The organism is Asaia sp. As-1742, from assembly GCF_011753235.1.
GTDB classification, from domain to species: domain Bacteria; phylum Pseudomonadota; class Alphaproteobacteria; order Acetobacterales; family Acetobacteraceae; genus Asaia; species Asaia bogorensis_B.
Genome location: NZ_VWWA01000002.1, coordinates 279,440 through 298,912 on the forward strand (window position 1 = coordinate 279,440; position 19,473 = coordinate 298,912).

Sequence of the window (19,473 nt, forward strand, 5' to 3'; positions counted from 1 at the left end):
ATCAGAACCTTTCGGGGCGGATAAGGACGGCGGTGACATAAGCCAGCAGGCCAAGGGTCACGAGGCCCGCCAGAACGAAATCGGGCGTCATGTCAGATCCTCTTGCAGACCGAAATGAAACCGAGGCACAGCGCAAAACCCATGAGGCCAAGCGCGCAGTAAAGACTGTCCAGCATAGGAAAGCTCCCAGAGTGAGGGGGGCATTATCCGGCTGGGGGGCGTAGGGATGACAGAGGAAGAGACCTCATGCCGTATAGGAATCTCATAGGAGAAACACCGCAGGATACGGGCTGCCCAGCCGAAGCTCGGGAGCGAGGGCGAGGCGTGGTCAGTGATACCCATCCGGATGCGGGCCGATGCACAGCCTCAACGATACGGGCGCGTGGATCAGCAGAGTGTTTATTCCGGGGAGGGGCATCGTGACACAGGGAGGGCGTTAACGAACAATCCGGTTGCGGCTATGAATCAGGTAAACCAGCACTGTCATGATTGAGAGACGCAGCATGAAATGCGCCGTGCGCGATGGGGCTCTCTTCCAGCAATCTTGTAACAGCTGTGGCAGGAATACCCGGCAAACCTAAAATATGGGCCGCTGGGGGTCATAGGGCGAACTTGCCAGCCTTTGGGGCGTGATAGGATTACGGTGGCGCAATCAAGGCTACCGATCAAAGGGGCTCGCCATGAATCTCATCGTCATCATCATCATCGTTCTTCTTCTGCTCGGCACATTCGGTGGCTATGGCGGCTGGTATGGCACGGCCTGGACCGGTTATGGCGCTGGCGGCGGTGTAGGACTGATTGTTCTCGTTCTGCTGATTCTTATCCTTATGGGCCGCCTCTGACAGGTCATCCCGTATTGATCGGACGGGATATGGGCGGGGGAGAGCACTCTCCCCCTGATCCAAAATCACGGCAGGTATCAGGGCAGGTCGCCTTTCAGATTTTCTGCCGGAGTGTTGTCGGATTGAACCCGGTATGGGCCCGACACAGCGTGACAAAACTCGTCACGCTCTCATAACCAAGCATGAGCGCAATTTCAGTAACCGGTAATCCGGCTGCCAGAAGCTGGCAGCCTCGTATGATGCGGGCAATCTGCATCCATGCGCCCGGCGACAAGCCTGTTTCGGCATGGAAACGACGCGTGAAGCTCCGCCGGGACAGGCCACATTTCGATGCAAGGTCATCGAGCGACAGTTTTTCCTCACAATGGCGGGCCCAGTCCGATAGCACAGCGCGTGTCAGGGCATGACGCGGCATGGGCAAAAGCACGGGGCTCGCAAGATTGGTCTCGATTTCATCACGCATGACAGCCAGAAGATGATGGTCAATTGGGCGCACGGGGCAGGGGGCCTGCAGATCGCGCTCCCAACGTGATATCAGCGCTTCCATCAGAGGTGTCGCGGTCAGGGCAGCAGGTTCACCCGGCATGAGCGCCTGGGCGAGAGAAGTGGATATATAGAGCCGGCACCCATCGACCCCGGCCATGTCGCCACCATGGGCCATGTAAGGTGGAACCCAGTAGGCCTGACCGGCGGGGATCATCCATCGCGCCTGTTCGGTAGCCGTGACAATATGCCCGCGCCTTATCAGGCCGAGTTCACCGTGCGGGTGCCGATGAAGGGCAATACTCTCAGTGCGATCACGATCGCGGTCGAGAAACAGATCAGCCTCGCTTCCGATACGGTCGATCAGCAGGGGTGCGTTTATACCCATTATGGCCCGATCCTGTTGGTATATGCCCTGATCATGTTAGCGGGCCAGCGACGCGCTGGCGATACTGGCTGCATGAATACCGTAAAGATGTGTCTCAGGGCGCTGCAGGAATGGCTTGCCATCCTGCTGCCCCTTCTCCTGCTGGCTGGCTGCGCCGGAACGCATGTGGCGTCCGAAGTCACGGCCAGTGATCCTTCCCTCCTGCCACCCCATCAGATTGCCCTTGTGATCGACGATGAAAGCGTGCCGCCCCGCAGGGCCGATCGTGCCCGGCGTCATGACGCAGCGGTGGCGGCAACCCGCGTGGCACTGATGAACGATTTGCAGAAAATATTGGCTGCCCGCCATCTTGCTGTGGTGGCAACGGGACAGCCCGCCGATATGACCCTGACCTGCACACTGACCAAAATCCGGCCCGGCAGCACCGTGGCGCGCCTGCTGATCGGCTATGGTGCGGGCAAGGCAGAGCTGCAGGTCAGGACCATTCTGGCGGAGGTGGGCAGTCGACACACATCTTTGCTGAGCTTCGTCACGACCAGCACCACAGGGGCCATGCCGGGTGCCGGTATTGGCGTGGCGTCGGCTGCGTCTGCAGCGGGGACAGCCGTGCATATGGCAGGGCCGTTGCTGGGTGTGCCCGGAACCCTGCGTCAGGGGTTGGCGCAGGAGGCACAGCAGACGACAGACCGCATCGATGAACGATTGGCTGCGTATTTTCAGGCCAGAAACTGGCCCTATCCCCGCCCGCCAACCTCGTGGCTCTCACGCCTCTGAAAAGCCCGGCCTGCATGGCACGCGGGCAAATCTTACCCTCTGGGCGTCAGAAGCGCGCGTTTGACGCCCAGGCGATCCACCTGGGCAGAGGAAAACGGCAAGCGCTGCATCTCGCCCTTGTACCAGGGCGAAAACAGATCGGCATAATGGGGCGAGGCCGGATCGCCCGATTGCCCGGGGAAATTGAGAAAGAGCGAATTATCCCATGCACCTACATCGCAAACCATCAGGAAGCTCGCCCCGCCCGTTACGGCATAGGGGTTGTCCTTCACGTGACCGGGATCGTACCAACGCGCCATGACGGTGTAGTGGTCTCCGCCCGAACCAAAGGCAGGACCACCCGGCGAGGGAAATCTGGCGGCGATGGCCGGGTCGTTTTCCAGAGCATGATGCAGGGTCAAATTATGCAGGCGCCCCCATTGCCAGGCAGCGGGCAATGGCCCCATCAGTGAGACACATTCGGCATAGGCCCGGTCGAGTTGTCCCAGCATGAACACCTCGCGGCTCTGCTCTGGTGACGTGCCACCGAAGTTCCGGGCGTTTTCCAGCAGACCAAGCTGCGTCACGGGGCTGAGTTCGGCTGCGAGAAGATCGTTGAGTCCGGAGGGGATGAAGCGCTCATGCAGAGCCTTGCCGAGCCGGGTCACCCAGACTTCGTAAAGCGCTGCGGCAGCACTGCTGGCCGTCACATGACCGTCCCAGTTTTTCAACAGGGGCAGCGCGGGCCGGGAGAGCGTATCACGCGTGTCATGCTCCGGTAGCAGCGCGACCATTCGCAGCGCCAGAAGCGAAAGCGTGTCGTGCTGCAGAGCGATGCTGTCCGTCAGGCTGGCCCGAGGGGTGGCATCGAGCACCTGCTCGACCCGTTCATGGCGATAGGGCGGGCTCCATTCATGGCTGATGGTGAAACCCGGCGGCTCTGGCAGGTTCATTTCATTGGAGGTGCTGAACCAGCCCTTGGCCGGATTGAACTGGTGGGGCAGGTCCTCAAGCGGACGTAATCCCAGCCAGTCGAAACTTCCATCGCCGGGGGCAGGCATGAGGCCATCATGATGCGGGCGACGGCGGGGAAGCCCGCCAGCAGCCTGCCAGCCAATATTACCGTGCCGGTCTGCATAGGTGAAATTGGTCGGGCTTGTGTGATGGCGCAAAGCCTCACGGAACTGGGGCCAGTCCCTGGCAAGATTGATGCCGATATTACCCAGCAGGGCATTGGCCCCCGGTGCCAGCCATGTGGCGGATACCGCAATGGCACGTCGCCGGGAGAGATCCTGTGCAATCACCGGCCCCTGCGCGGCGTAGCGCAGCACGATTTCCCGAGGGGCGGCACCGCGTATGGCAATGGTCTCGCGCCTGCGTGTCATCTCCCGCCATGCTCCGTCATGCCAGTAGCGGTCCGGATGATCGGGATGGGTGTTCAGAACGAACAGATCCTCCTGATCGATATGGAAATTGGTACGCCCGAAGGCAATATCGGCATTATGGCCCTGCATGATGCCGGGCATTCCCGGCGTACCTGCCCCGATCACATCCAGACCCGGTGCTGTGAGATGGATCACATAACGAGGGCCTGGCACGCCGAAGGAGAGGTGCGGGTCATTGGCCAGGATGGGGCGCCCCGTCGCCGTGCGATGCGGGGCAATACACCAGGCATTGCTGCCCTCATTGGCGCGGCGATGGCCCATATCGCCATGCAGGGTTGCGGCATGAATCGCTCCAAGGGGCAGGCGCTTTTGCAGCACGCCCAGCGCGCCAAGATCGTCGTGTGACACGGCGCTCGTATCCAGCCCCTGCGGGACAACGAGCGGGCTGTCGGGTTCGCGGGGGGTGATGAGGCTATCAAGACCGAGGAGTGCCTCGCCCCTTGCCGCAAGACGTGCCCTTCTGATCTCAAGCGCGGTGTTGCCTGTGGGCTCAGCCCTCATGCGGATCAGGTCATCCAGTGACCATTCCAGAGGGCGATAGTGATAAAGCGCGAATTCCGGCGGGAGCGTCTCCTCGTCGGTCAGGGTGCGAATAAAGGCGTTGATCCCGGCAACATAGGCGCTTGCGGCCTCGCGTATGGCCGGGTCGTATTGCGCCCATTCGGCCTGACAATCACCCTGAAACAGAAACAGCCTGTTGGCCTGATCGGAAGGTAGGAAATCGGGGCCGAAAACCTCTGCCAGCCGACCGATCGATTGCCGGTACCCAAAATCGAGCTGCCACAGGCGATCCCGGGCGATCAGATAGCCATTGGCAAAGAAGGCATCCCCTAACGTCTCGGCACGCACGTGCGGGACACCCCACTGATCCTCGATGACCGTGACCGGGGCTTGCAATCCTTCAAGACCCTGCATGGAGGCAGTTTTTGCGCTCGCACGGGCATGGCGTGGCAGGCAGGCAGCCAGAGCCGCACAGGCGCTGGCCTGCAGCAGGGCGCGCCGACCTGTGAGGGGGGAAGAGGGCATGGCGCTTGTCCTTTCCAAGGGTGTTGTTGGTCGAGAGCGAGGGTTATGGGAGCGAGGGCGTAGCACCACGTATCACGTGGTCTGGGCAGCGAGCCTTGCAATCCGGCGGGCCGATCCGGCGGCCAGGGTAAAGCCGAGCGCCCCGTGACCGACATTGAGCAACAGGTTTTCGCACGGGCCGCGTTCGATAATTGGCACACTGTCTGGTGTGGCGGGGCGCTGGCCAATCCAGCTTTCGGCCTGTTCATAAGGGCCTGCGCCGGGCAGGGCTTCCTGCGCGAGGTGACGCAGCTGCATAACCCTGTTCGTATCGGCTCGCGGGCCTGCCTGACCGATATCGACCATGGCAGCGATGCGCAGTCTTGTACCGTGGCGGGCATAGACCACGCGCCGGTCATAATCGGTGACGCTGACGGCAGGCAGATGGCTTGGCGCGGGCGTGAGGGTGAGTGAATAACCCTGCAACGGATAGAGCGGCAGGGTGAGCCCGATCTGGCGTGCCAGTGCTCTTGATCCCAGCCCCGCTGCCAGCACCACCAGACGCGAGGGTAATGCCCTGTTGTCGATGTGCACGATGCAGCGTGTGCCCTGTCGTGACAGACTGGCCTCGCCCTGAACCTGCCGGAAGCGTTCTGACTGGCGCATGGTCTCGATCAGTTTCAGGCAGAAGGCATGACAATCGGCCACCTCCTCGCCCTTCGTGAAGAGACCACCAGCCAGCCTGGGCCGGAGTGCGGCAAAAGCCGGTTCGAGTTCTAGGCATGCATCAGGCGACAGGACGCGCTGATTCTGCGGATCGGCCAGATTGGCCACATTGCGCTGCATGCTGCGCGGATCGCGAAACAGAATGAGTTTCCCCGGCCTCTCCCAGTCGAAACCGCCCAGACCTCCGTTGCGCCATGTCGCGAGTTCGCTCCGGCTTTCGAGGGCCAGAGCCAGCAAGGCCTGACTACCCATACGGAACCTGTCCGGGGTGCAGGCCCGCAGGAACTGCGCGAGCCAGACCCATTGTGCCGGGCTGGCATTGGGGTGCAAGGCTACAGGCGAGCCGTGGCGCCCCAGCCATGACAGTGCCTCGCGCGGGGCCGATGGGCTGGCCAGCGGGGATACGTAACGATAGCTGAGTTGGCCCCCATTGGCCCGGCTGGCACCGCTGGCGGGGGTGTCGTGACGTTCGACAAGGGTGACATGATGCCCGTCGCGCCAAAGGGCAAAAGCGGTTGAAAGGCCGATGACACCGGCCCCGATAACAGTAACGGACTGACGCTGCGCCACGGGCCCTGCCTTTGTTTCTCGTGTAACAGGTCAAGCCTAGGGGGCATGGGGCGGCTCATCCATTGGGAAGATAATGCCCCCCCTTAACCTCAGGTTATGACCCGGAGCACGTCATTCGATCCAAGTGGCTGAGAGTGCTGGTAATCTACCCTGTCGGCGTGTCGCACGGGCAGGGCTTGTGCCGTATTGCGGGGCTATCACGATGTCGCAGGGTGTGGTGATGTTGCGCAACCGAACTGGATCGTCATACCGGATGCGACATGATCACGAAGCCTGAGACAAAAATGGTTCTGCCCCGCCGTGCTTTGCTGTGCGGGGGCGTGGCGTTGTTCGGTCTTGCTGGCTGTGAGGCGCCCTCTGCTTTTGCGGGGGTGGACCGCCTGGCGCGGGATGCTGTGAAAGCCGGTCAGTGCCCCGGTATCGTGCTGGCTATCGGGCATCAGGGGGCCATCGTTCACCGTTTTGTCTATGGTGCCCGTGCGCTGGTTCCCCATCGTGAGGCCGAAAGCTGGGATACGCGCTTCGATATGGCCTCCCTGACCAAACCGACTATGACGGCGCTCGCGATCATGCAGCTTGTCGAGCAGAACAGGCTCAGCCTCGACCAGCCTGTCTCATCCGTGTTGCCCGGTTTCAAGGCTGGTGGGAAAGGCGCTCTGACCATACGCCTGCTGCTGACCCATTATTCCGGCCTGCCTCCCGATATCGATCTGAGTCAGCCCTGGCAGGGCAAGGAGGAGGCGGTGAGACGCGTCATGGCCATCCGCCCCGCTACCATACCGGGCAATGCCTTTGTCTATAGCGATGTGAACTACATCACGCTTGGGCTGGTGGTGGAAAAGCTGAGCGGTCTCGCGCTCGATACCTATGTCGCCCGCTATATCCTCGGGCCTATAGGCATGACGCATAGCGGATATCAACCTGACCCGACGCTGGGTGCCCTGATCGCCCCGACCCAGTACGACGAAAAAGGCATCATGCTGCGTGGCGTGGTGCATGATCCAACCGCACGTCGCATGGGCGGTGTGGCGGGACATGCCGGGCTTTTTTCCGATGCGCATGACATGTGTCTGTACGCTCAGGCCCTGCTGGACCGGCTGGCCGCTCGTGCCAGCACGTTCCCGTTGCGTCGTGAGACGCTGGAAATGATGACGACGCCGCAGCAGCCTTCCGGCAAGAGCGATCTGCGCGGTCTGGGCTGGGATATTGCCACCCATTATTCCACACCGCGCGGTGATTTGTTTTCGCCCCGCTCCTTCGGGCATACGGGTTTTACCGGCACGTCTCTCTGGATTGATCCGGTGAGCGACAGCTATGTGCTGATCCTCACCAATCGTGTGCATCCCTCAGGCGGTCACAGCGTGGTGGCGCTTCGGCGCGCAATTGCAACGGAGGCCGCCCGTGCGCTCGGCATCGACAGAACGGGCAGGGTGCAGGGCTGATCATGGCACTGCGCCTGCGCTCCATCGAACTGGTGTATTACGTCATGCGAACGGGTTCGCTGCGTCAGGCCGCCGAGGCGCTGAACGTGTCGCAACCCGCTGCCAGCAAGGCGCTGCGCTATGCTGAGCAGTCTCTTGGTTTTGCGCTGTTCGATCGCGTGAAAGGTCGTCTTGTGCCCACACGTGAGGCACAGATCATGCTGCCGCGCATTACAGCCCTGTTCGATCAGTTCGCCGATCTCTCCCGTCTGGCCGAAAACCTGCGCACCGGCAGAGGAGGGCATGAGTTGTCGATTGGCTGCGTGCCGAGCCTTGGGCTCAGCGTAGTGCCACGCGTGATCAATCGCTATCGCGAGAAATCGGGCGATAACATGCTCAGTGTGGATACGCTGCATGGGGCCGAGATTATTGCGGGCCTGCGCAAGCGCGATCTCGATTTCGGGATTATCTTCGGCGTGACCGAAGAGCTGGGGCTGATCTGTGAGGCGCTGGCCGAGATACCTCTGGTGCTGCTCGACAGTACGGCAGCCGAGGGGCCGGTGCGGCTTGAGACGATTGACCCGGCGCGATGGATCGGGCTGGCCGATCACGACCCGACATCATGGGCGCTCAGCAGTGCCTGGAAAAAGGCGGGCTGGGAAGTGTCTCCTGCCATCAGGGTGCGCACGCATTACATGGCGGCAGAACTGGCAAGGCTCGGCGCAGGATGGGCGATTGTGGACGCTTTCACCGCCCTGCATGATTCGAGCCTGCCCACAGCGCGTCGCCTTGATCCACCCATGACGATTACCTGTTCTGCCGTGTATCGCGAAGATCATGCCCTGCGACGCATCGCCCGCAGTTTCATCCAGATCCTGCGTCAGGAATTCACACGCGAGATGGCGCGGCTCTAGAGAACGCGGCTGTTGTCACTCCACGGCAGCAAGCGCTTCCACCACGCGGTCGATGGCGTCGGTGGGACGCTCACCGACCGCCGGGCGTGGGGCAACGTCGCTCAGCGGTTTTGCAGGTACGGTTGCGACGGAGAGGAGTTCCGGCACGTCATTGAGCAGGATGGACAGTATAAGCCTGTGTCCGCTGGTCGTGACGAGATAGCCGGAAAGGGCGTGGGTGCCGTTGAGCGTGCCGGTTTTGGCGTGGAGCCTGCCTGCGACGACGGTGCCCTCAAAGCGATGAGACAACGTGCCATCGGTCGCGGCAAGAGGAAGATCATCGGCCCATTCACCGCCCCAGCGCTGGTGTTGCGCCCAGAGCAGCAGCGAGACGATATCGCGTGGAGTGGCACGGTCATAGGGCGACATGCCAGAGCCATCGGCCAGCGAAACCCGGCTGAAATCCACGCCGCTTGAGGCCAGAAGCTTCTCGCGTTCCTCCAGCCCGGCCTGAACCGTTCCCTTACCGGCCAGAAGGCCGAGCCGGCGCAGAAGAAGTTCGGCGTGAAGGTTCTGACTGTCCTTGAGGATATGCCTGATATCGATGGCAAGCGGTCTTTGCGGCATGACACCCAGACGGACAAACGAGAGGTCCTGTGGGGCTGCGTCCTCACCCTCTGGGCGATGACGGGCTTTCGTTTCATCAACGCGCACCCCACGGGCGACCAGCATGTCCGCCAGTTGCCTTGCGGCAAGTTGTGCCGGGTCGATGATGCTCGAGTGCACAGTCAGGGGAGTGGAACCCGGCTTGATGGTGCCCGTGAGGGTGCCGGAACCGTGCTCCGTGTCATTGCCGGGAAAGAGCCTTATTGCCGGCGCCTCGGCCGCATCACGACGTGTCACGACATGGTTCACCACGCGATAGGCCGGGGTGATGACCGATACAGTGGCGGGTGCGCCCTCGCCTGGGCCGGGTGTCACGATCAGAGAGGCGACATTATCGTCAAGCGTCAGGGCTGAAATGGCTGTGCCATAGCGGGTGGAGAGATTGTTCCAGCTCCAGCCATCGCCCCAGCGCGTATCGGCAAACAGGGTGTCGTCACCGATCACGGCATGAACGTGTTTGAGGCCAGCTCTGGCGGCGGAATCGGCAAGATCGGTCAGGCATTGCTGCGCGCAATCCTGCGCGGCGGAGAGAAACGGATCTGCCGCGCCGCGCAGGATGAGATTGGGCGCTCCGTTGTTGCGTGGTGCCAGAAACAGGGCCGTATCGAGCTGATAGGGCGGGCGTGTGAGTGTGTCATAGGCGACGAGCGCAGCAGCCGTCGTGAAAAGCTTGGCGTTCGAGGCTGGAACGAAGCGCTGCCCTTCATGGCGCGCGTAGAGCACGCGCCCCGTATCGTCAGTGACCAGTATGCCCCAGCGGGCGCCTCGGGCCTCCATCGGGGCCAGCAGGGGGGCGAGGTGGGCGGCCAGCCTGTCGTGACCGGGGGCAGGCACACAGGCGGAGAGCCCGAGCGCCGAGGTGAGGGAAAGAGGCGCGAGAAACAGGAGGGCAGGGCGCATGAGCATCAGAATTCCATGCGTATGCCGCCGCGATAGGTCCGCCCTAGCAGGCTGCTATAGGTGGAATCCGCAGCCAGTCCGCTGGTGGGCAGCAGGATCGGCGGGGCGTTGCCCAGATTGGTGACGTTCAGGAAAATCTGCATCTGGCCAATATTCTGAACAGGCAGTTTGTAGGTAAAGTTCATGTCGAAATAGAAGGTGCCTGCCACCCGGTTATTGTTGATCGATGGGTAATTGGCGTTATACACGCCGCAGGTTGTCGTGCACTGCACATAACTGTTCGAGTAATTCCCCGCGCTGATGCCGCGGGCCACTGCTGTGATGCTGTAGCTCTCCGCGCTATAGGTGGCCGAGAAACGATAGATCCATTTTGGTGGTCCGTTGGTGATGTCACCTGCCGTATCGACCACATAACCTACACCCGAGTCAGAAACGTATTTGAGGTAATTGCTGGCCTGACCATGCAGTGTGAAGGCGCCTCCTGCCTTGGGCAGGATGCGACGCAGCGGGAAGGTATAGGAAGCGTCGATATCGATACCGCTGGTTTCGAGTTTGGCGAAGTTGAAGGGCGAGGCGCTGATCAGCAGGTCACGCGTGCCGCTCGGGTCGGGGCGAATGGCGGAACAGAAAGTCGTGTAGCCCTGATAACACTCGTCGATGATCGATTGCGGGTAGAATTGCTGGATAGCGTGTTTGATCTTTGTGTGAAACCAGTCGATGGAAAGGGCCAGCCCCGGTACGTAGCGGGGCGTGATAACGGCACCCACCACGGTTGTATTGGCAGTCTCGGGCTTCAGGTTGGGGTTGCCTGTCGTGGTGGATAAAACCGTGTCGGTCTTGCCCGTGGCCGGGTCAAGCACCGTGGTCGTTTGCGACGTGCCTGCGTTATAGAGTTCGTTGATGTTCGGCGCGCGGATGTCATGGGACTGCGTGGCGCGAAAGAGAATATCGCGTATCGGCTGCCACGTGCCGCCGATCTTCCATGTCGTGACATAACCCGATGTGGAGTAGTCGGTCGCGCGCACCGCGCCATTGGCGGCCAGCCCGCGTGCAAGAGGCACAGCGGTTTCGACATAGGCCTCCTTGACGTTGTAATTGCCGAAAGTGGGCAGGTAGTTACCGACCGACCAGCCCTTCTGATATTCCGTCGGCACATAGCCTGAGGCGCGCTCATCGCGATATTCGCCGCCGATCGCCACATTCACGTCGCCGGCCCAGGTGGCAAACGGAATGGTGGAGAGATTGACGCCTGAAACGATTTCCTGAAAACGCTGCTCGCGCCATGGGTTGCCCAGCACATAGCTGATGGCGGCCTGTGACATGACGCCTGTGCCGAGCCAGTCGATGGGCGCGCAGCCATTGCCGGGATCCGTCAGGCTGGATCGACAGACAATCTGGCCGGAGGCATTGCGCACCGCATCTGTCGCGTTGGCGATCTTTGCTGTGTTCATCACATTGTTGATCTGCTCATGCGAATGCGTGACGCCATATTGAGCATAGGCCGTCCATGAGGCTTTGCGTCCAAAAAGCGTGAAATTACCCTCGCCACCAAAGGTATAACGCTGCACATCGCGCGTGTTGGTGATCTGGCGATAGGGCATGTCGAGCGCGGTTGTGCCCACGGTGACGCCCGTCACGTTCCTGAGGGCATCCGCGCCCAGCGCGTCGATCAGATACGGGTTGGTGCTCTTGATCGCAATGGAGGTCAGGTATTGCGGCCCGGCGTTATAAACATAGTTGCTCTGGTTATAGGCACCCTCGGCATAGAGGGTCATCCATGAGGCAACGTCATAGCTCAGGCGCCCATAGAGGTTCTTGCGGTCGCTCTCCGGTTGCAGGCCGAGATTGACGTTATTATTGGCAAGACCTTCATCCCCGCCGACCGACACGCTGGAAGTGGAGGGTGAGCCGTAATTGTAATGATTGACGCTGCCGCCCTGGCCGAAATAGACGCCACGCAGGCTGTTGGCCACAGCGCCTGTCGAGGCGTTGATGATGCCGCCGGGCAGGGCGTTGTTCGTGCCAGCATTGCCCACGCGGATATAATAGGGCTGGCCGTTTCCGGCGACATAGGCGGGGTTGGCAATAATGCGCTCGCCATTCTGGTTCCAGCCGCGCGTGATCTTGAAAATACCGTCCTGATGGGCGTAATCGCCACTGAGAAGGACATGGCCCTTGCCCCTGGCGAACCCGAAGCCGCCGGCAATGGCAGCATGCTCGTTCTGGCCATCACCGTAATTGGAAATGCCTGAATCGGCATCGACCTTGAGCCCGGTATAGGTCTTGTCGAGAACGAAATTGGTCACGCCCGCTACAGCATCGGACCCGTACTGCGCCGAGGCGCCTCCGGTAACGACATCCACGCGCTTCACGAGTTGCTGGGGCAGGGTATTGATATCGACGATACCCGTAATGGCAGACGGCGCGGTGCGTCGCCCATCAATCAGAACCAGCGAGCGCACGGCGCCGAGGTTGCGCAGGTTCAGCGCATTGATACCGGCCAGACCCGAGCTGAGAGCTAGGGTGGAGTTTTGCGGTGTGGTGCTGCCTGCAAATTGTGGAAGCTGGTTGACCAGATCGGCCAGATTGTTGGTGGGGGACTGATTACGTATCTCCTGCGCGCTGAGCGTGCTGACCGGCGTGGGCGATTTGATACGGCTATTGGCGATATGACTGCCGGTGACAGTCAGGACCTCACGATTGCCGGATGGGCGATCACCGGCCTTGTCTGCCCTCTTTTGCGCGATGGCGGGTGACTTGGCGGTCCCCGCCTTGGCGCGCTTGCCTGAAACTGTGCCGGAAGGCGCACCCTGCGGCGCAAGCGGCGTGATCTGAGCCTGTGCCGTGTCGATAAGGCCCCCGCTCAATTCATGGGGGACGGACAGGATAGTGAAAGCCAGAAGCGCGCTGCGAATGTGATGCCTTGATGTCATGACGCTGCTCCTGGGGCCGGTAACAATCGCAACATTGCGATATCGAACCAATATGGGCAACCCGCTGCTCTCGTGTCGATTTCGGAACGACACCCAACCCATAACTTTCTGTTAAGGGTTGGCAGTCCAGCCGCGCACCTTGCAGGGATCTTGCCCGGCAGGGCTTAACCGAGTGGCAGGCATTATTCCCTGCGTGCAACTTGTGCAGGTTCTGCCTGTTGGAGGAGCAGACTGGCACTGCAGGAACTTCAGATGATGCTCAACCCGCCTTTGCGCTTTTCCCCGGATGTCGAAACGCCGGAGGAAGACGAGCAGCATGTCATTCAGGGCATCATTGATGGCATGATTGAGCAGAGCCGTGTGGTCGGCAAACGCGAGGGCCGCATGGTGCGTGCCAGCCATGCCAAACCGACGGCGCTGGCCGTTGGCACACTCGATGTTGCAGCGCATCTGCCAGCTGAACTCGCCCAGGGCGTTTTCGCCACGCCAGGCCAGTATCCCGTAGCGGCACGTTTTGCCCAGGGGGCGGGCGAGACACTGGGCGATCGCGTCTCCATTCACCGTGGCCTTTCCCTCAAATTGTTCGGGGTGAAGGGGGAGAAACTGCCCGGTCATGACACCGAGACGCAGGATTTCATCCTGGCGTCAGGCCCGACTTTCCCATCGGGCACGGCCGCGGGGTTCCTGCGTGATGGTGGGGTGATTGGCAAGGCCGCCGCTTTGCCTGAAGGGGTGAAGAGTGCGGTCTCGTCTGTGGCGCGTGGTCTCAATCATGCCCTTGGTCATGTGGGTGCGCAGAGCCCCATGGCGGATTTCCTTGGCCATCCCTACTCCCACCCGCTTTCCGAGCCATATTACAGTCAGGCCCCCCTGCGTTATGGTGCCTATGTCGCCAAGATCGCGGCATTTCCGATAATGCCGGACCTCGAGGCCCTGCAATCATGGCGGCTCGACCCCCATCATGATGAGGACGGGTTCCGACATGAGACGGTCACCTATTTCGGTGGGCGTGAGGTGGTGTTCGACGTTCGCGTTCAGCTCTGGAACAACGCCGAAACGCAACCTATCGAGGATGCCTCAATCATCTGGTCGGCCGATGAGGCACCCTTTCGGTCAGTAGGCAGGCTGAGCTTCCCCGTACAGAACGCCTTCAGTGCCCAACGCGCGGCCTTTTTTGAGGATCATCTGGTTTTCCGCCCGTCACAGGGGCTGAGTGCGCATCGTCCACTGGGTTCGGTCATGCGCGCGAGGATGCAGGTCTACAAAGCGCTATCTGCCTTTCGACACGGTGGGAACGGACAAACCGAAATCCAGCCGGTCAGCATCGAGCAAATCCCCGCCTGAATTTTCGGACAGGCCATCGGAAATATGCCGGCTTCCCGCTCTCCGGTCCTGCGCGGTGAAGCTACCAACTGAAGGAAAGACCCCTGATCATGCGTATCGAATTCTATGTCATTGCGGGGCTGGTTCTGCTGGCACTGGTGAACATATTCTGGGCAGGAGCCGCCAAGACGCGCCAGTATGGTACGGAATGGAATATGGGCGCACGAGACGGCAAGATGCCGGAATTACAGCCTGTACCGGCACGTCTGGCGCGCGCGCAGGCCAATCTTTTCGAGACGCTACCCCTCTTCCTTGCGACGCTGCTGGCGGCGTTGCTTGCGGGTCATGCGGGGTGGAAGACGCAATGGGGCAGCTGCATCTATCTTGCAGCAAGGGTGATCTATCTGCCGCTTTATGCCGCCGGTGTCCCTGTTGTGCGAACCGTGGTTTTCATGATCTCGCTTCTGGGCCTGCTTCTCACGCTCTGGGCGCTGGTCGCTGGCTAAAAAGGACAAGCTACCTTTGGAGAGCGCTCATCGAATGGCGTGAGCGTTTGCGGTCCGCTTGAGTGCCTTGGTTTCAAACCATCATGGTCAGGGGCGGGCGCGACGGAGGGGTGTTCTGACACGAACACCCCCAGTCACGTTATCCATTTGTCCCGATCAGTTCGGCTTGGTCATGCCATCGTGCGTTTCAGCCGGTTTCTGGTTCTGATTCATTGTGTCATGCCCCATGCTGCTATTGCCCATCGAGCCATGCGACATGGCATTATTATGCGCCATTCCCATACCATCAGATTTCATCATGCTGCCATGCTTGCTCATTGACTGCTTTGACATCTCGTGGGGTGCCATCGTGTCTTTTGTCATGGCGTGCTTCTTCATGCCGTTTGAGGACATGGCATTATGAGCCATACTCTCATGTGACATCGCATCATGCGACATGGTGTCCTGTGCCTGTGCAGAAGCGCCAAGGATCAAGGCAGCTGAAAAGACTGAGGCGAGAGCGATTATGCGGTAAGACATGATTGATATCCTGTGTTTTTCAGGTTGTCCGGCAGGCGGTTGTTTTCTTCTGCCGATATCTTTTCTTTCGCATCAGCCTGCCCGCAGGTTACATGCCTGCGTGATTTTTTATGAGCCGCCGAACCAGTCATAGCCCTGGTCTTCCCAATATCCGCCCGGGAAATGGTTCGTGACCTCGATAGAGGCGAGATATTTCGGGTTTTTGTAGCCGAGTTTTGTAGGGATGCGGATTTTCATCGGGGCGCCATAGGCGGGTGGGAGAGGGTTCCCGCCGAAATCCAGCGCCATGATTGTCTGCGGATGAAGTGCCGTCGCCATATCGATACTCGTGCTGTAATCATCAAAACAGCGGAAATTCACATATTTTGCCCGTAGATCGGCCCCGACATGTTGCAGGAATACAGAGAGCGGAACCCCCGACCAATCTCCGATAGCGCTCCAGCCCTCCACGCAGATATGTCGCGTGATCTGCCTTTTCTGCGGCAGGGTACGAAACCGGGCGACGGACCAGGGGCTCTTGTCTGAAACAACCCCGCTCACCTCCAGCCGCCAGGATGAAGTCTCGACGAGCCTTATGTCGCTCTCGTCATAATAGGCATTGAATGGAAAGGGATGTGTGATGCGTGACGGGTCAAATTCCCTTGCGAGGCGCTGACGGCTGAAAAGAAGCGCCTGCATCCGGTCGGTGAAACGTGACATCAGGCTGAGGGCGTGTTCCACCGACGCATTATCGTCCAGTGCGCAGCCTGACAGCAGGGAAAGCCCACCAAGCGAAAGACTGTTCCGCAGGAAGAGCCTGCGTTCGAGCTTGCGCAACTCAGGCGCGACACCGGCGCGGTCGATTTTCGGCGGGCTCATGATGCGCTCTCCTTGTCGCTATCTGGCATGCGTCGCCCGAACACCATGCCCCACAAGGTGGCAGGCACCATCAGGGCAAGCGCGACATGAAGTAGAAGAAAGCCCACAATCAGGCTCATCATGGCAAAATGGATGCACCGGGCAATGTCGTAGCCTCCGAACAACCAGGTCAGCCATCCAAGTTGCACGGGTTTCCAGATCGAGAGGCCCGTCGTGACCGTCAGCACAGCCACCACAAGCACGCCCGTGTAGAGCGCACGTTGCACGGCGTTGTAGTGACCGGCCTTGTGGGAGAGCTTCAGGCGCAGGGCCTGCCCTATATCCCTCATCACAGATCGCGGTCCTGCGGGGCGCAGGTCATTGCGAAAATGCCCGCTTGCGACGCCATACACGACGTAAACCAGCCCCGCCCCCATCAGCACCCACATGGCAGCAAAATGCCAGGCAATGCCGCCGCCAAGCCAGCCTCCAAGAGTGATGGCAGCGGGGAATTCGAAAGGCAGGATAGGGGAGGCGTTGTAGATCTGCCAGCCACTACCGATCATGACGAGCATGGCAAGCGCGCCTGCCCAATGGGTGAGGCGTATGATCGGTGCGGGCGCGCGTCGCGATCGTGACATGGCAGTTCGTTCCCTGAGTCTTCTGGAGGCTGGCAGAGCTTCCTTCGTGCGCAGGCCCCTAAAAGTTACGGCACGGGCTGAAAAAAAAACGGTGTGGCTGCCCGTAACCTCTGCACGGTGCAGCACGAAGGATAGAGTGAAATTCAGCAAAAGGGCGAAGTTCATGACATCGCGTCGACAATTCTGCCTTGCTTCAGTCTGTCTGGCTCTGTCGGGCCGCGCCTGGGGCGCAGAACCTTATCCCGTGACGCATAGTGCTGCAGAATGGCGGCGCCTGCTCACACCGGAGCAATTCGAGATTCTGCGCGAGGCTGGCACAGAGGCACCCTGGTCCAGCCCGCTCCTGAACGAACACCGACAGGGGCGGTTTGCCTGCGCAGGCTGCGCAACGCCGGCATTTGACTCACGCAGCAAGTTCGAAAGCGGGACGGGCTGGCCAAGTTTCACGGCAGCGCTGCCCCATGCTGTTCAGGAGCGTGGGGATGACAGTCTTGGCATGGAGCGCACGGAGGTACGGTGCGCGACATGCGGTGGTCATCTTGGCCATGTCTTTGATGACGGTCCCCAACCGACCGGATTGCGCTACTGCATGAACGGCGCAGCCCTTACCTTCAGGCCAGTCTGAAAGTTCGCATGATGATCAGAAAAAACGTGCTTGGCGTCGCGCTCGCCACATTCAGCCTTTATGGAATTCTGCACGAGGTCACCTCAAGGGCGTCTGCCTATCCGACCTTGCCTGAGCCCGTTATCGTGGCAAAGACCGGTAACGACAAACCCTTCGGGCAGATGACGGCACCCCCCGATGATTCCCGTCCGGGGATGACCCCATCCAGCGTCGTTTTTGCGGGAGGGTGTTTCTGGGGGGTGCAGAGCATATTCCAGCATGTGCGAGGCGTCACGGCTACTCGAGCTGGATATGACGGTGGAGCGCGTGACACGGCCCAGTATGAACGCGTCAGCGAAGGCGATACCGGTCATGCGGAATCGGTTGAGGTTGAGTATGATCCGACCCTTGTCAGCTTTGGCACGCTGATGCGGATATTCTTCACCGTGGCACTGGACCCGACGCAGATCGACCAGCAATTCCCCGATACGGGGCCACAATACCGTTCCGTCATCTTCACGCGCACAGCGCAACAGGCGCGCGAGGCAGAGGCCTATATCGCGCAACTCGATGCCGCCCACATTTTTGCCCAGCCCATCGCAACGCATGTTCAGCCTGACAAGGCGTTTACCGGGGCGGAAAGAGAGCATCAGAATTTTGCCGCGCGTTATCCGCATAATATCTACATCGAGACCTATGATGCCCCGCGGCTGGACGCACTGCGTGCCAGCTTTCCGGCAAGCTGGCGGACAGAGCCAGTCCTGGCACTTTCTACGGCGCCTGGGTCTTTACGTATGTCAAATGATAGCGGTAGGAAATGATCTCCGGTCACGCATGAAGGCAGCAGATTTTTGACAGAAGCGGATTGGAGCCGTTGGATGGAGGCCGCGCAGGCAGGAGATGCACAGGCTTATCGCCTGGTGCTGGGCGAGGCACAGGCATGGCTGCGCCGTTTTTTCCTTAAACGCCTGCCGCCCTCAATGGTCGATGACGCCGTGCAGGACACCCTTATGGCAGTGCATGAGAAGCGTCACACCTTCGATCCTTCCCAGAAATTCGGCCCGTGGATTGCGGCCATTGCGCGTTACAAATGGATTGATCGCCTCCGGGCCGCGAGACGTACACAAACGACCCTGCTTGATGAGACGGTGGCTGTGGGCGATCACGAGGAACAGGTGACCACGGCTCATGCACTGGAAAAGCTTCTGGCGCAGTTGAAGCCGGGGCCAGCAGAAGCGATCAGGTTGGTGAAGTTGCAGGGTTTGAGCATAGAGGAGGCAGCACGTCGCACAGGGCAATCCGCGACGCTGGTGAAGGTCAATATCCATCGTGGGTTGAGTCGTATGAGCACGCTGGTGATAGGAGGCAATGATGGTGAATGATCCCCTGATCGAGCAATTTGTAACCGATCTTCGCCCCGTCCGGAGGCGCTCGCTCTGGCGCGATGCCTTGACCCTCGCGGTTCTCGCCGGGGTCGAGATTGGTGCAGTGCTCGGGTTTGGCCTGATGCGCCCTGACATGCCCCATGCCATGCACATGATGAGCTTCTGGTGGAAGACAATCGGGCTGCTGCTGATCGTCGGGCTGGGCGTTGCTTCGGCGCTGGTCTCGCTCGACCCGACGCGTTCGCCCCGGCAGGGGCTGCGTTGGCTGGGCGTGACCGCTCTTGTACTTTTTGCTCTTGGCTGGCTTGTGGATGCGCTTCAGGCTGGGCCAGAGGCCTTATGGCTCAGGCTTGATCCGGCGCACGGCATGGTCTGTGCACGCAAGATCGTAGAGCTTGCTCTGCCCGCTGTCCTCGCGCTGGGTGTTATCGTGCGCCGCGGCGCACCGGTTGATGTGCGCGGAACGGCGTGGGTCACTGGCATTGCCGGCGCGGCTTTTGGTGCGCTCGTCTTTGCTTTGGCCTGCCCCTTTGATGACCCGCTTTATCTCGTCGTCTGGTATTCATTGGCCTGTGCGCTGGTGGCCTGCGGCACGCGTCTGGTATTGCCGTGGCTGATACGCTGGTAGTTCCG

General features: G+C 60.5%; 19 protein-coding genes. 10 read left to right on the forward strand and 9 right to left on the reverse strand.

Annotation, left to right across the window (positions count from 1 at the left end):
• Position 1 precedes the first annotated feature (1 nt).
• Complete coding sequence (locus F3J08_RS03920; RefSeq protein ID WP_023978830.1) at positions 2-91, reverse strand: potassium-transporting ATPase subunit F; 90 nt, start codon at positions 89-91, stop codon at positions 2-4.
• A gap of 589 nt (positions 92-680) precedes the next feature.
• Between F3J08_RS03920 and F3J08_RS03925 the strand changes: the two genes are divergently transcribed.
• The gene (locus tag F3J08_RS03925; RefSeq protein WP_023978831.1) at positions 681-842 is read left to right on the forward strand and encodes a DUF3309 family protein; all 162 of its coding nucleotides are present in this window, start codon (positions 681-683) and stop codon (positions 840-842) included.
• A 94-nt stretch (positions 843-936) separates the two neighbouring features.
• Here the strand turns inward: F3J08_RS03925 and F3J08_RS03930 are convergent, their stop codons facing one another.
• Positions 937-1,713, reverse strand: a complete 777-nt coding sequence (locus F3J08_RS03930) for an AraC family transcriptional regulator (protein ID WP_166928513.1) — start codon at positions 1,711-1,713, stop codon at positions 937-939.
• 72 nt (positions 1,714-1,785) lie between these two features.
• Between F3J08_RS03930 and F3J08_RS03935 the strand changes: the two genes are divergently transcribed.
• Positions 1,786-2,487 (forward strand): DUF4410 domain-containing protein, encoded by a 702-nt coding sequence (locus F3J08_RS03935; RefSeq protein WP_166928514.1) that lies wholly within the window; start codon positions 1,786-1,788, stop codon positions 2,485-2,487.
• A 32-nt stretch (positions 2,488-2,519) separates the two neighbouring features.
• On the opposite strand, the gene F3J08_RS03940 is transcribed toward F3J08_RS03935, so the two are convergent.
• Positions 2,520-4,937 carry a penicillin acylase family protein gene (locus F3J08_RS03940; RefSeq protein WP_166928515.1) on the reverse strand — a complete coding sequence of 806 codons (2,418 nt, stop codon included), beginning with the start codon at positions 4,935-4,937 and terminating at the stop codon, positions 2,520-2,522.
• Between the two features lie 72 nt (positions 4,938-5,009).
• Positions 5,010-6,212, reverse strand: coding sequence for an FAD-dependent oxidoreductase (locus tag F3J08_RS03945; RefSeq protein ID WP_166928516.1), 1,203 nt, complete (start codon positions 6,210-6,212; stop codon positions 5,010-5,012).
• Positions 6,213-6,472: 260 nt separating this feature from the next.
• Here F3J08_RS03945 and F3J08_RS03950 point away from each other — a divergent pair, with 260 nt between their 5' ends.
• Positions 6,473-7,654, forward strand: coding sequence for a serine hydrolase (locus F3J08_RS03950; protein ID WP_166928517.1), 1,182 nt, complete (start codon positions 6,473-6,475; stop codon positions 7,652-7,654).
• A gap of 2 nt (positions 7,655-7,656) precedes the next feature.
• Positions 7,657-8,547, forward strand: a complete 891-nt coding sequence (locus F3J08_RS03955) for a LysR family transcriptional regulator (RefSeq protein ID WP_240149117.1) — start codon at positions 7,657-7,659, stop codon at positions 8,545-8,547.
• 15 nt (positions 8,548-8,562) lie between these two features.
• On the opposite strand, the gene dacB is transcribed toward F3J08_RS03955, so the two are convergent.
• Together dacB and F3J08_RS03965 are read right to left on the reverse strand one after the other, a co-directional pair.
• Positions 8,563-10,092: a D-alanyl-D-alanine carboxypeptidase/D-alanyl-D-alanine-endopeptidase gene (dacB, locus tag F3J08_RS03960; RefSeq protein WP_166928518.1), complete on the reverse strand. Its 1,530-nt coding sequence runs from the start codon at positions 10,090-10,092 to the stop codon at positions 8,563-8,565.
• Between the two features lie 5 nt (positions 10,093-10,097).
• Positions 10,098-13,025, reverse strand: a complete 2,928-nt coding sequence (locus F3J08_RS03965; protein WP_166928519.1) for a TonB-dependent siderophore receptor — start codon at positions 13,023-13,025, stop codon at positions 10,098-10,100.
• Positions 13,026-13,277: 252 nt separating this feature from the next.
• Here F3J08_RS03965 and F3J08_RS03970 point away from each other — a divergent pair, with 252 nt between their 5' ends.
• Positions 13,278-14,369: a catalase family protein gene (locus tag F3J08_RS03970; RefSeq protein ID WP_205206699.1), complete on the forward strand. Its 1,092-nt coding sequence runs from the start codon at positions 13,278-13,280 to the stop codon at positions 14,367-14,369.
• Positions 14,370-14,458: 89 nt separating this feature from the next.
• On the forward strand, positions 14,459-14,854 hold the full coding sequence (locus F3J08_RS03975) for an MAPEG family protein (RefSeq protein WP_166928520.1): 396 nt from the start codon (positions 14,459-14,461) through the stop codon (positions 14,852-14,854).
• Between the two features lie 156 nt (positions 14,855-15,010).
• Here F3J08_RS03975 and F3J08_RS03980 read toward each other — a convergent pair whose 3' ends face one another.
• The 3 genes from F3J08_RS03980 to F3J08_RS03990 form a co-directional block, all read right to left on the reverse strand.
• Complete coding sequence (locus F3J08_RS03980) at positions 15,011-15,373, reverse strand: pentapeptide MXKDX repeat protein (RefSeq protein WP_166928521.1); 363 nt, start codon at positions 15,371-15,373, stop codon at positions 15,011-15,013.
• Positions 15,374-15,481: 108 nt separating this feature from the next.
• On the reverse strand, positions 15,482-16,231 hold the full coding sequence (locus F3J08_RS03985; RefSeq protein ID WP_166928522.1) for a molybdopterin-dependent oxidoreductase: 750 nt from the start codon (positions 16,229-16,231) through the stop codon (positions 15,482-15,484).
• Positions 16,228-16,851, reverse strand: a complete 624-nt coding sequence (locus F3J08_RS03990) for a cytochrome b/b6 domain-containing protein (RefSeq protein ID WP_166928523.1) — start codon at positions 16,849-16,851, stop codon at positions 16,228-16,230. Before F3J08_RS03990 ends, F3J08_RS03985 begins: the two co-directional genes overlap by 4 nt.
• A 163-nt stretch (positions 16,852-17,014) precedes the next feature.
• Here F3J08_RS03990 and msrB point away from each other — a divergent pair, with 163 nt between their 5' ends.
• From msrB to F3J08_RS04010, 4 genes are read left to right on the forward strand one after another with little or no spacing between them, the layout of a single operon-like run.
• Entirely contained in the window at positions 17,015-17,476 is a 462-nt protein-coding gene (gene msrB / locus F3J08_RS03995; protein WP_062164583.1) for a peptide-methionine (R)-S-oxide reductase MsrB, read from the forward strand.
• Between the two features lie 8 nt (positions 17,477-17,484).
• Entirely contained in the window at positions 17,485-18,276 is a 792-nt protein-coding gene (gene msrA, locus F3J08_RS04000) for a peptide-methionine (S)-S-oxide reductase MsrA (RefSeq protein ID WP_240149118.1), read from the forward strand.
• 30 nt (positions 18,277-18,306) lie between these two features.
• Entirely contained in the window at positions 18,307-18,837 is a 531-nt protein-coding gene (locus F3J08_RS04005) for a sigma-70 family RNA polymerase sigma factor (protein WP_255493436.1), read from the forward strand.
• Positions 18,824-19,468 (forward strand): NrsF family protein, encoded by a 645-nt coding sequence (locus F3J08_RS04010; RefSeq protein ID WP_166928525.1) that lies wholly within the window; start codon positions 18,824-18,826, stop codon positions 19,466-19,468. The genes F3J08_RS04005 and F3J08_RS04010 overlap by 14 nt, the downstream gene beginning before the upstream one ends.
• Positions 19,469-19,473 lie beyond the last annotated feature (5 nt).

Excerpts from the sequence above, each read along its gene's own strand:
- F3J08_RS03950 (WP_166928517.1), top strand. The coding sequence starts at position 6,473 with ATGATCACGAAGCCTGAGACAAAAATGGTTCTGCCCCGCCGTGCTTTG.
- msrA (WP_240149118.1), top strand. The coding sequence starts at position 17,485 with ATGATGATCAGAAAAAACGTGCTTGGCGTCGCGCTCGCCACATTCAGC.
- F3J08_RS03965 (WP_166928519.1), bottom strand. The coding sequence starts at position 13,025 with ATGACATCAAGGCATCACATTCGCAGCGCGCTTCTGGCTTTCACTATC.
- F3J08_RS03985 (WP_166928522.1), bottom strand. The coding sequence starts at position 16,231 with ATGAGCCCGCCGAAAATCGACCGCGCCGGTGTCGCGCCTGAGTTGCGC.
- F3J08_RS03930 (WP_166928513.1), bottom strand. The coding sequence starts at position 1,713 with ATGGGTATAAACGCACCCCTGCTGATCGACCGTATCGGAAGCGAGGCT.
- F3J08_RS03970 (WP_205206699.1), top strand. The coding sequence starts at position 13,278 with ATGATGCTCAACCCGCCTTTGCGCTTTTCCCCGGATGTCGAAACGCCG.
- F3J08_RS03920 (WP_023978830.1), bottom strand. The coding sequence starts at position 91 with ATGACGCCCGATTTCGTTCTGGCGGGCCTCGTGACCCTTGGCCTGCTG.
- F3J08_RS03975 (WP_166928520.1), top strand. The coding sequence starts at position 14,459 with ATGCGTATCGAATTCTATGTCATTGCGGGGCTGGTTCTGCTGGCACTG.
- F3J08_RS03955 (WP_240149117.1), top strand. The coding sequence starts at position 7,657 with ATGGCACTGCGCCTGCGCTCCATCGAACTGGTGTATTACGTCATGCGA.
- dacB (WP_166928518.1), bottom strand. The coding sequence starts at position 10,092 with ATGCGCCCTGCCCTCCTGTTTCTCGCGCCTCTTTCCCTCACCTCGGCG.
- F3J08_RS03935 (WP_166928514.1), top strand. The coding sequence starts at position 1,786 with ATGAATACCGTAAAGATGTGTCTCAGGGCGCTGCAGGAATGGCTTGCC.
- F3J08_RS03980 (WP_166928521.1), bottom strand. The coding sequence starts at position 15,373 with ATGTCTTACCGCATAATCGCTCTCGCCTCAGTCTTTTCAGCTGCCTTG.
- F3J08_RS03925 (WP_023978831.1), top strand. The coding sequence starts at position 681 with ATGAATCTCATCGTCATCATCATCATCGTTCTTCTTCTGCTCGGCACA.
- msrB (WP_062164583.1), top strand. The coding sequence starts at position 17,015 with ATGACATCGCGTCGACAATTCTGCCTTGCTTCAGTCTGTCTGGCTCTG.
- F3J08_RS04010 (WP_166928525.1), top strand. The coding sequence starts at position 18,824 with ATGATGGTGAATGATCCCCTGATCGAGCAATTTGTAACCGATCTTCGC.
- F3J08_RS03940 (WP_166928515.1), bottom strand. The coding sequence starts at position 4,937 with ATGCCCTCTTCCCCCCTCACAGGTCGGCGCGCCCTGCTGCAGGCCAGC.
- F3J08_RS03990 (WP_166928523.1), bottom strand. The coding sequence starts at position 16,851 with ATGTCACGATCGCGACGCGCGCCCGCACCGATCATACGCCTCACCCAT.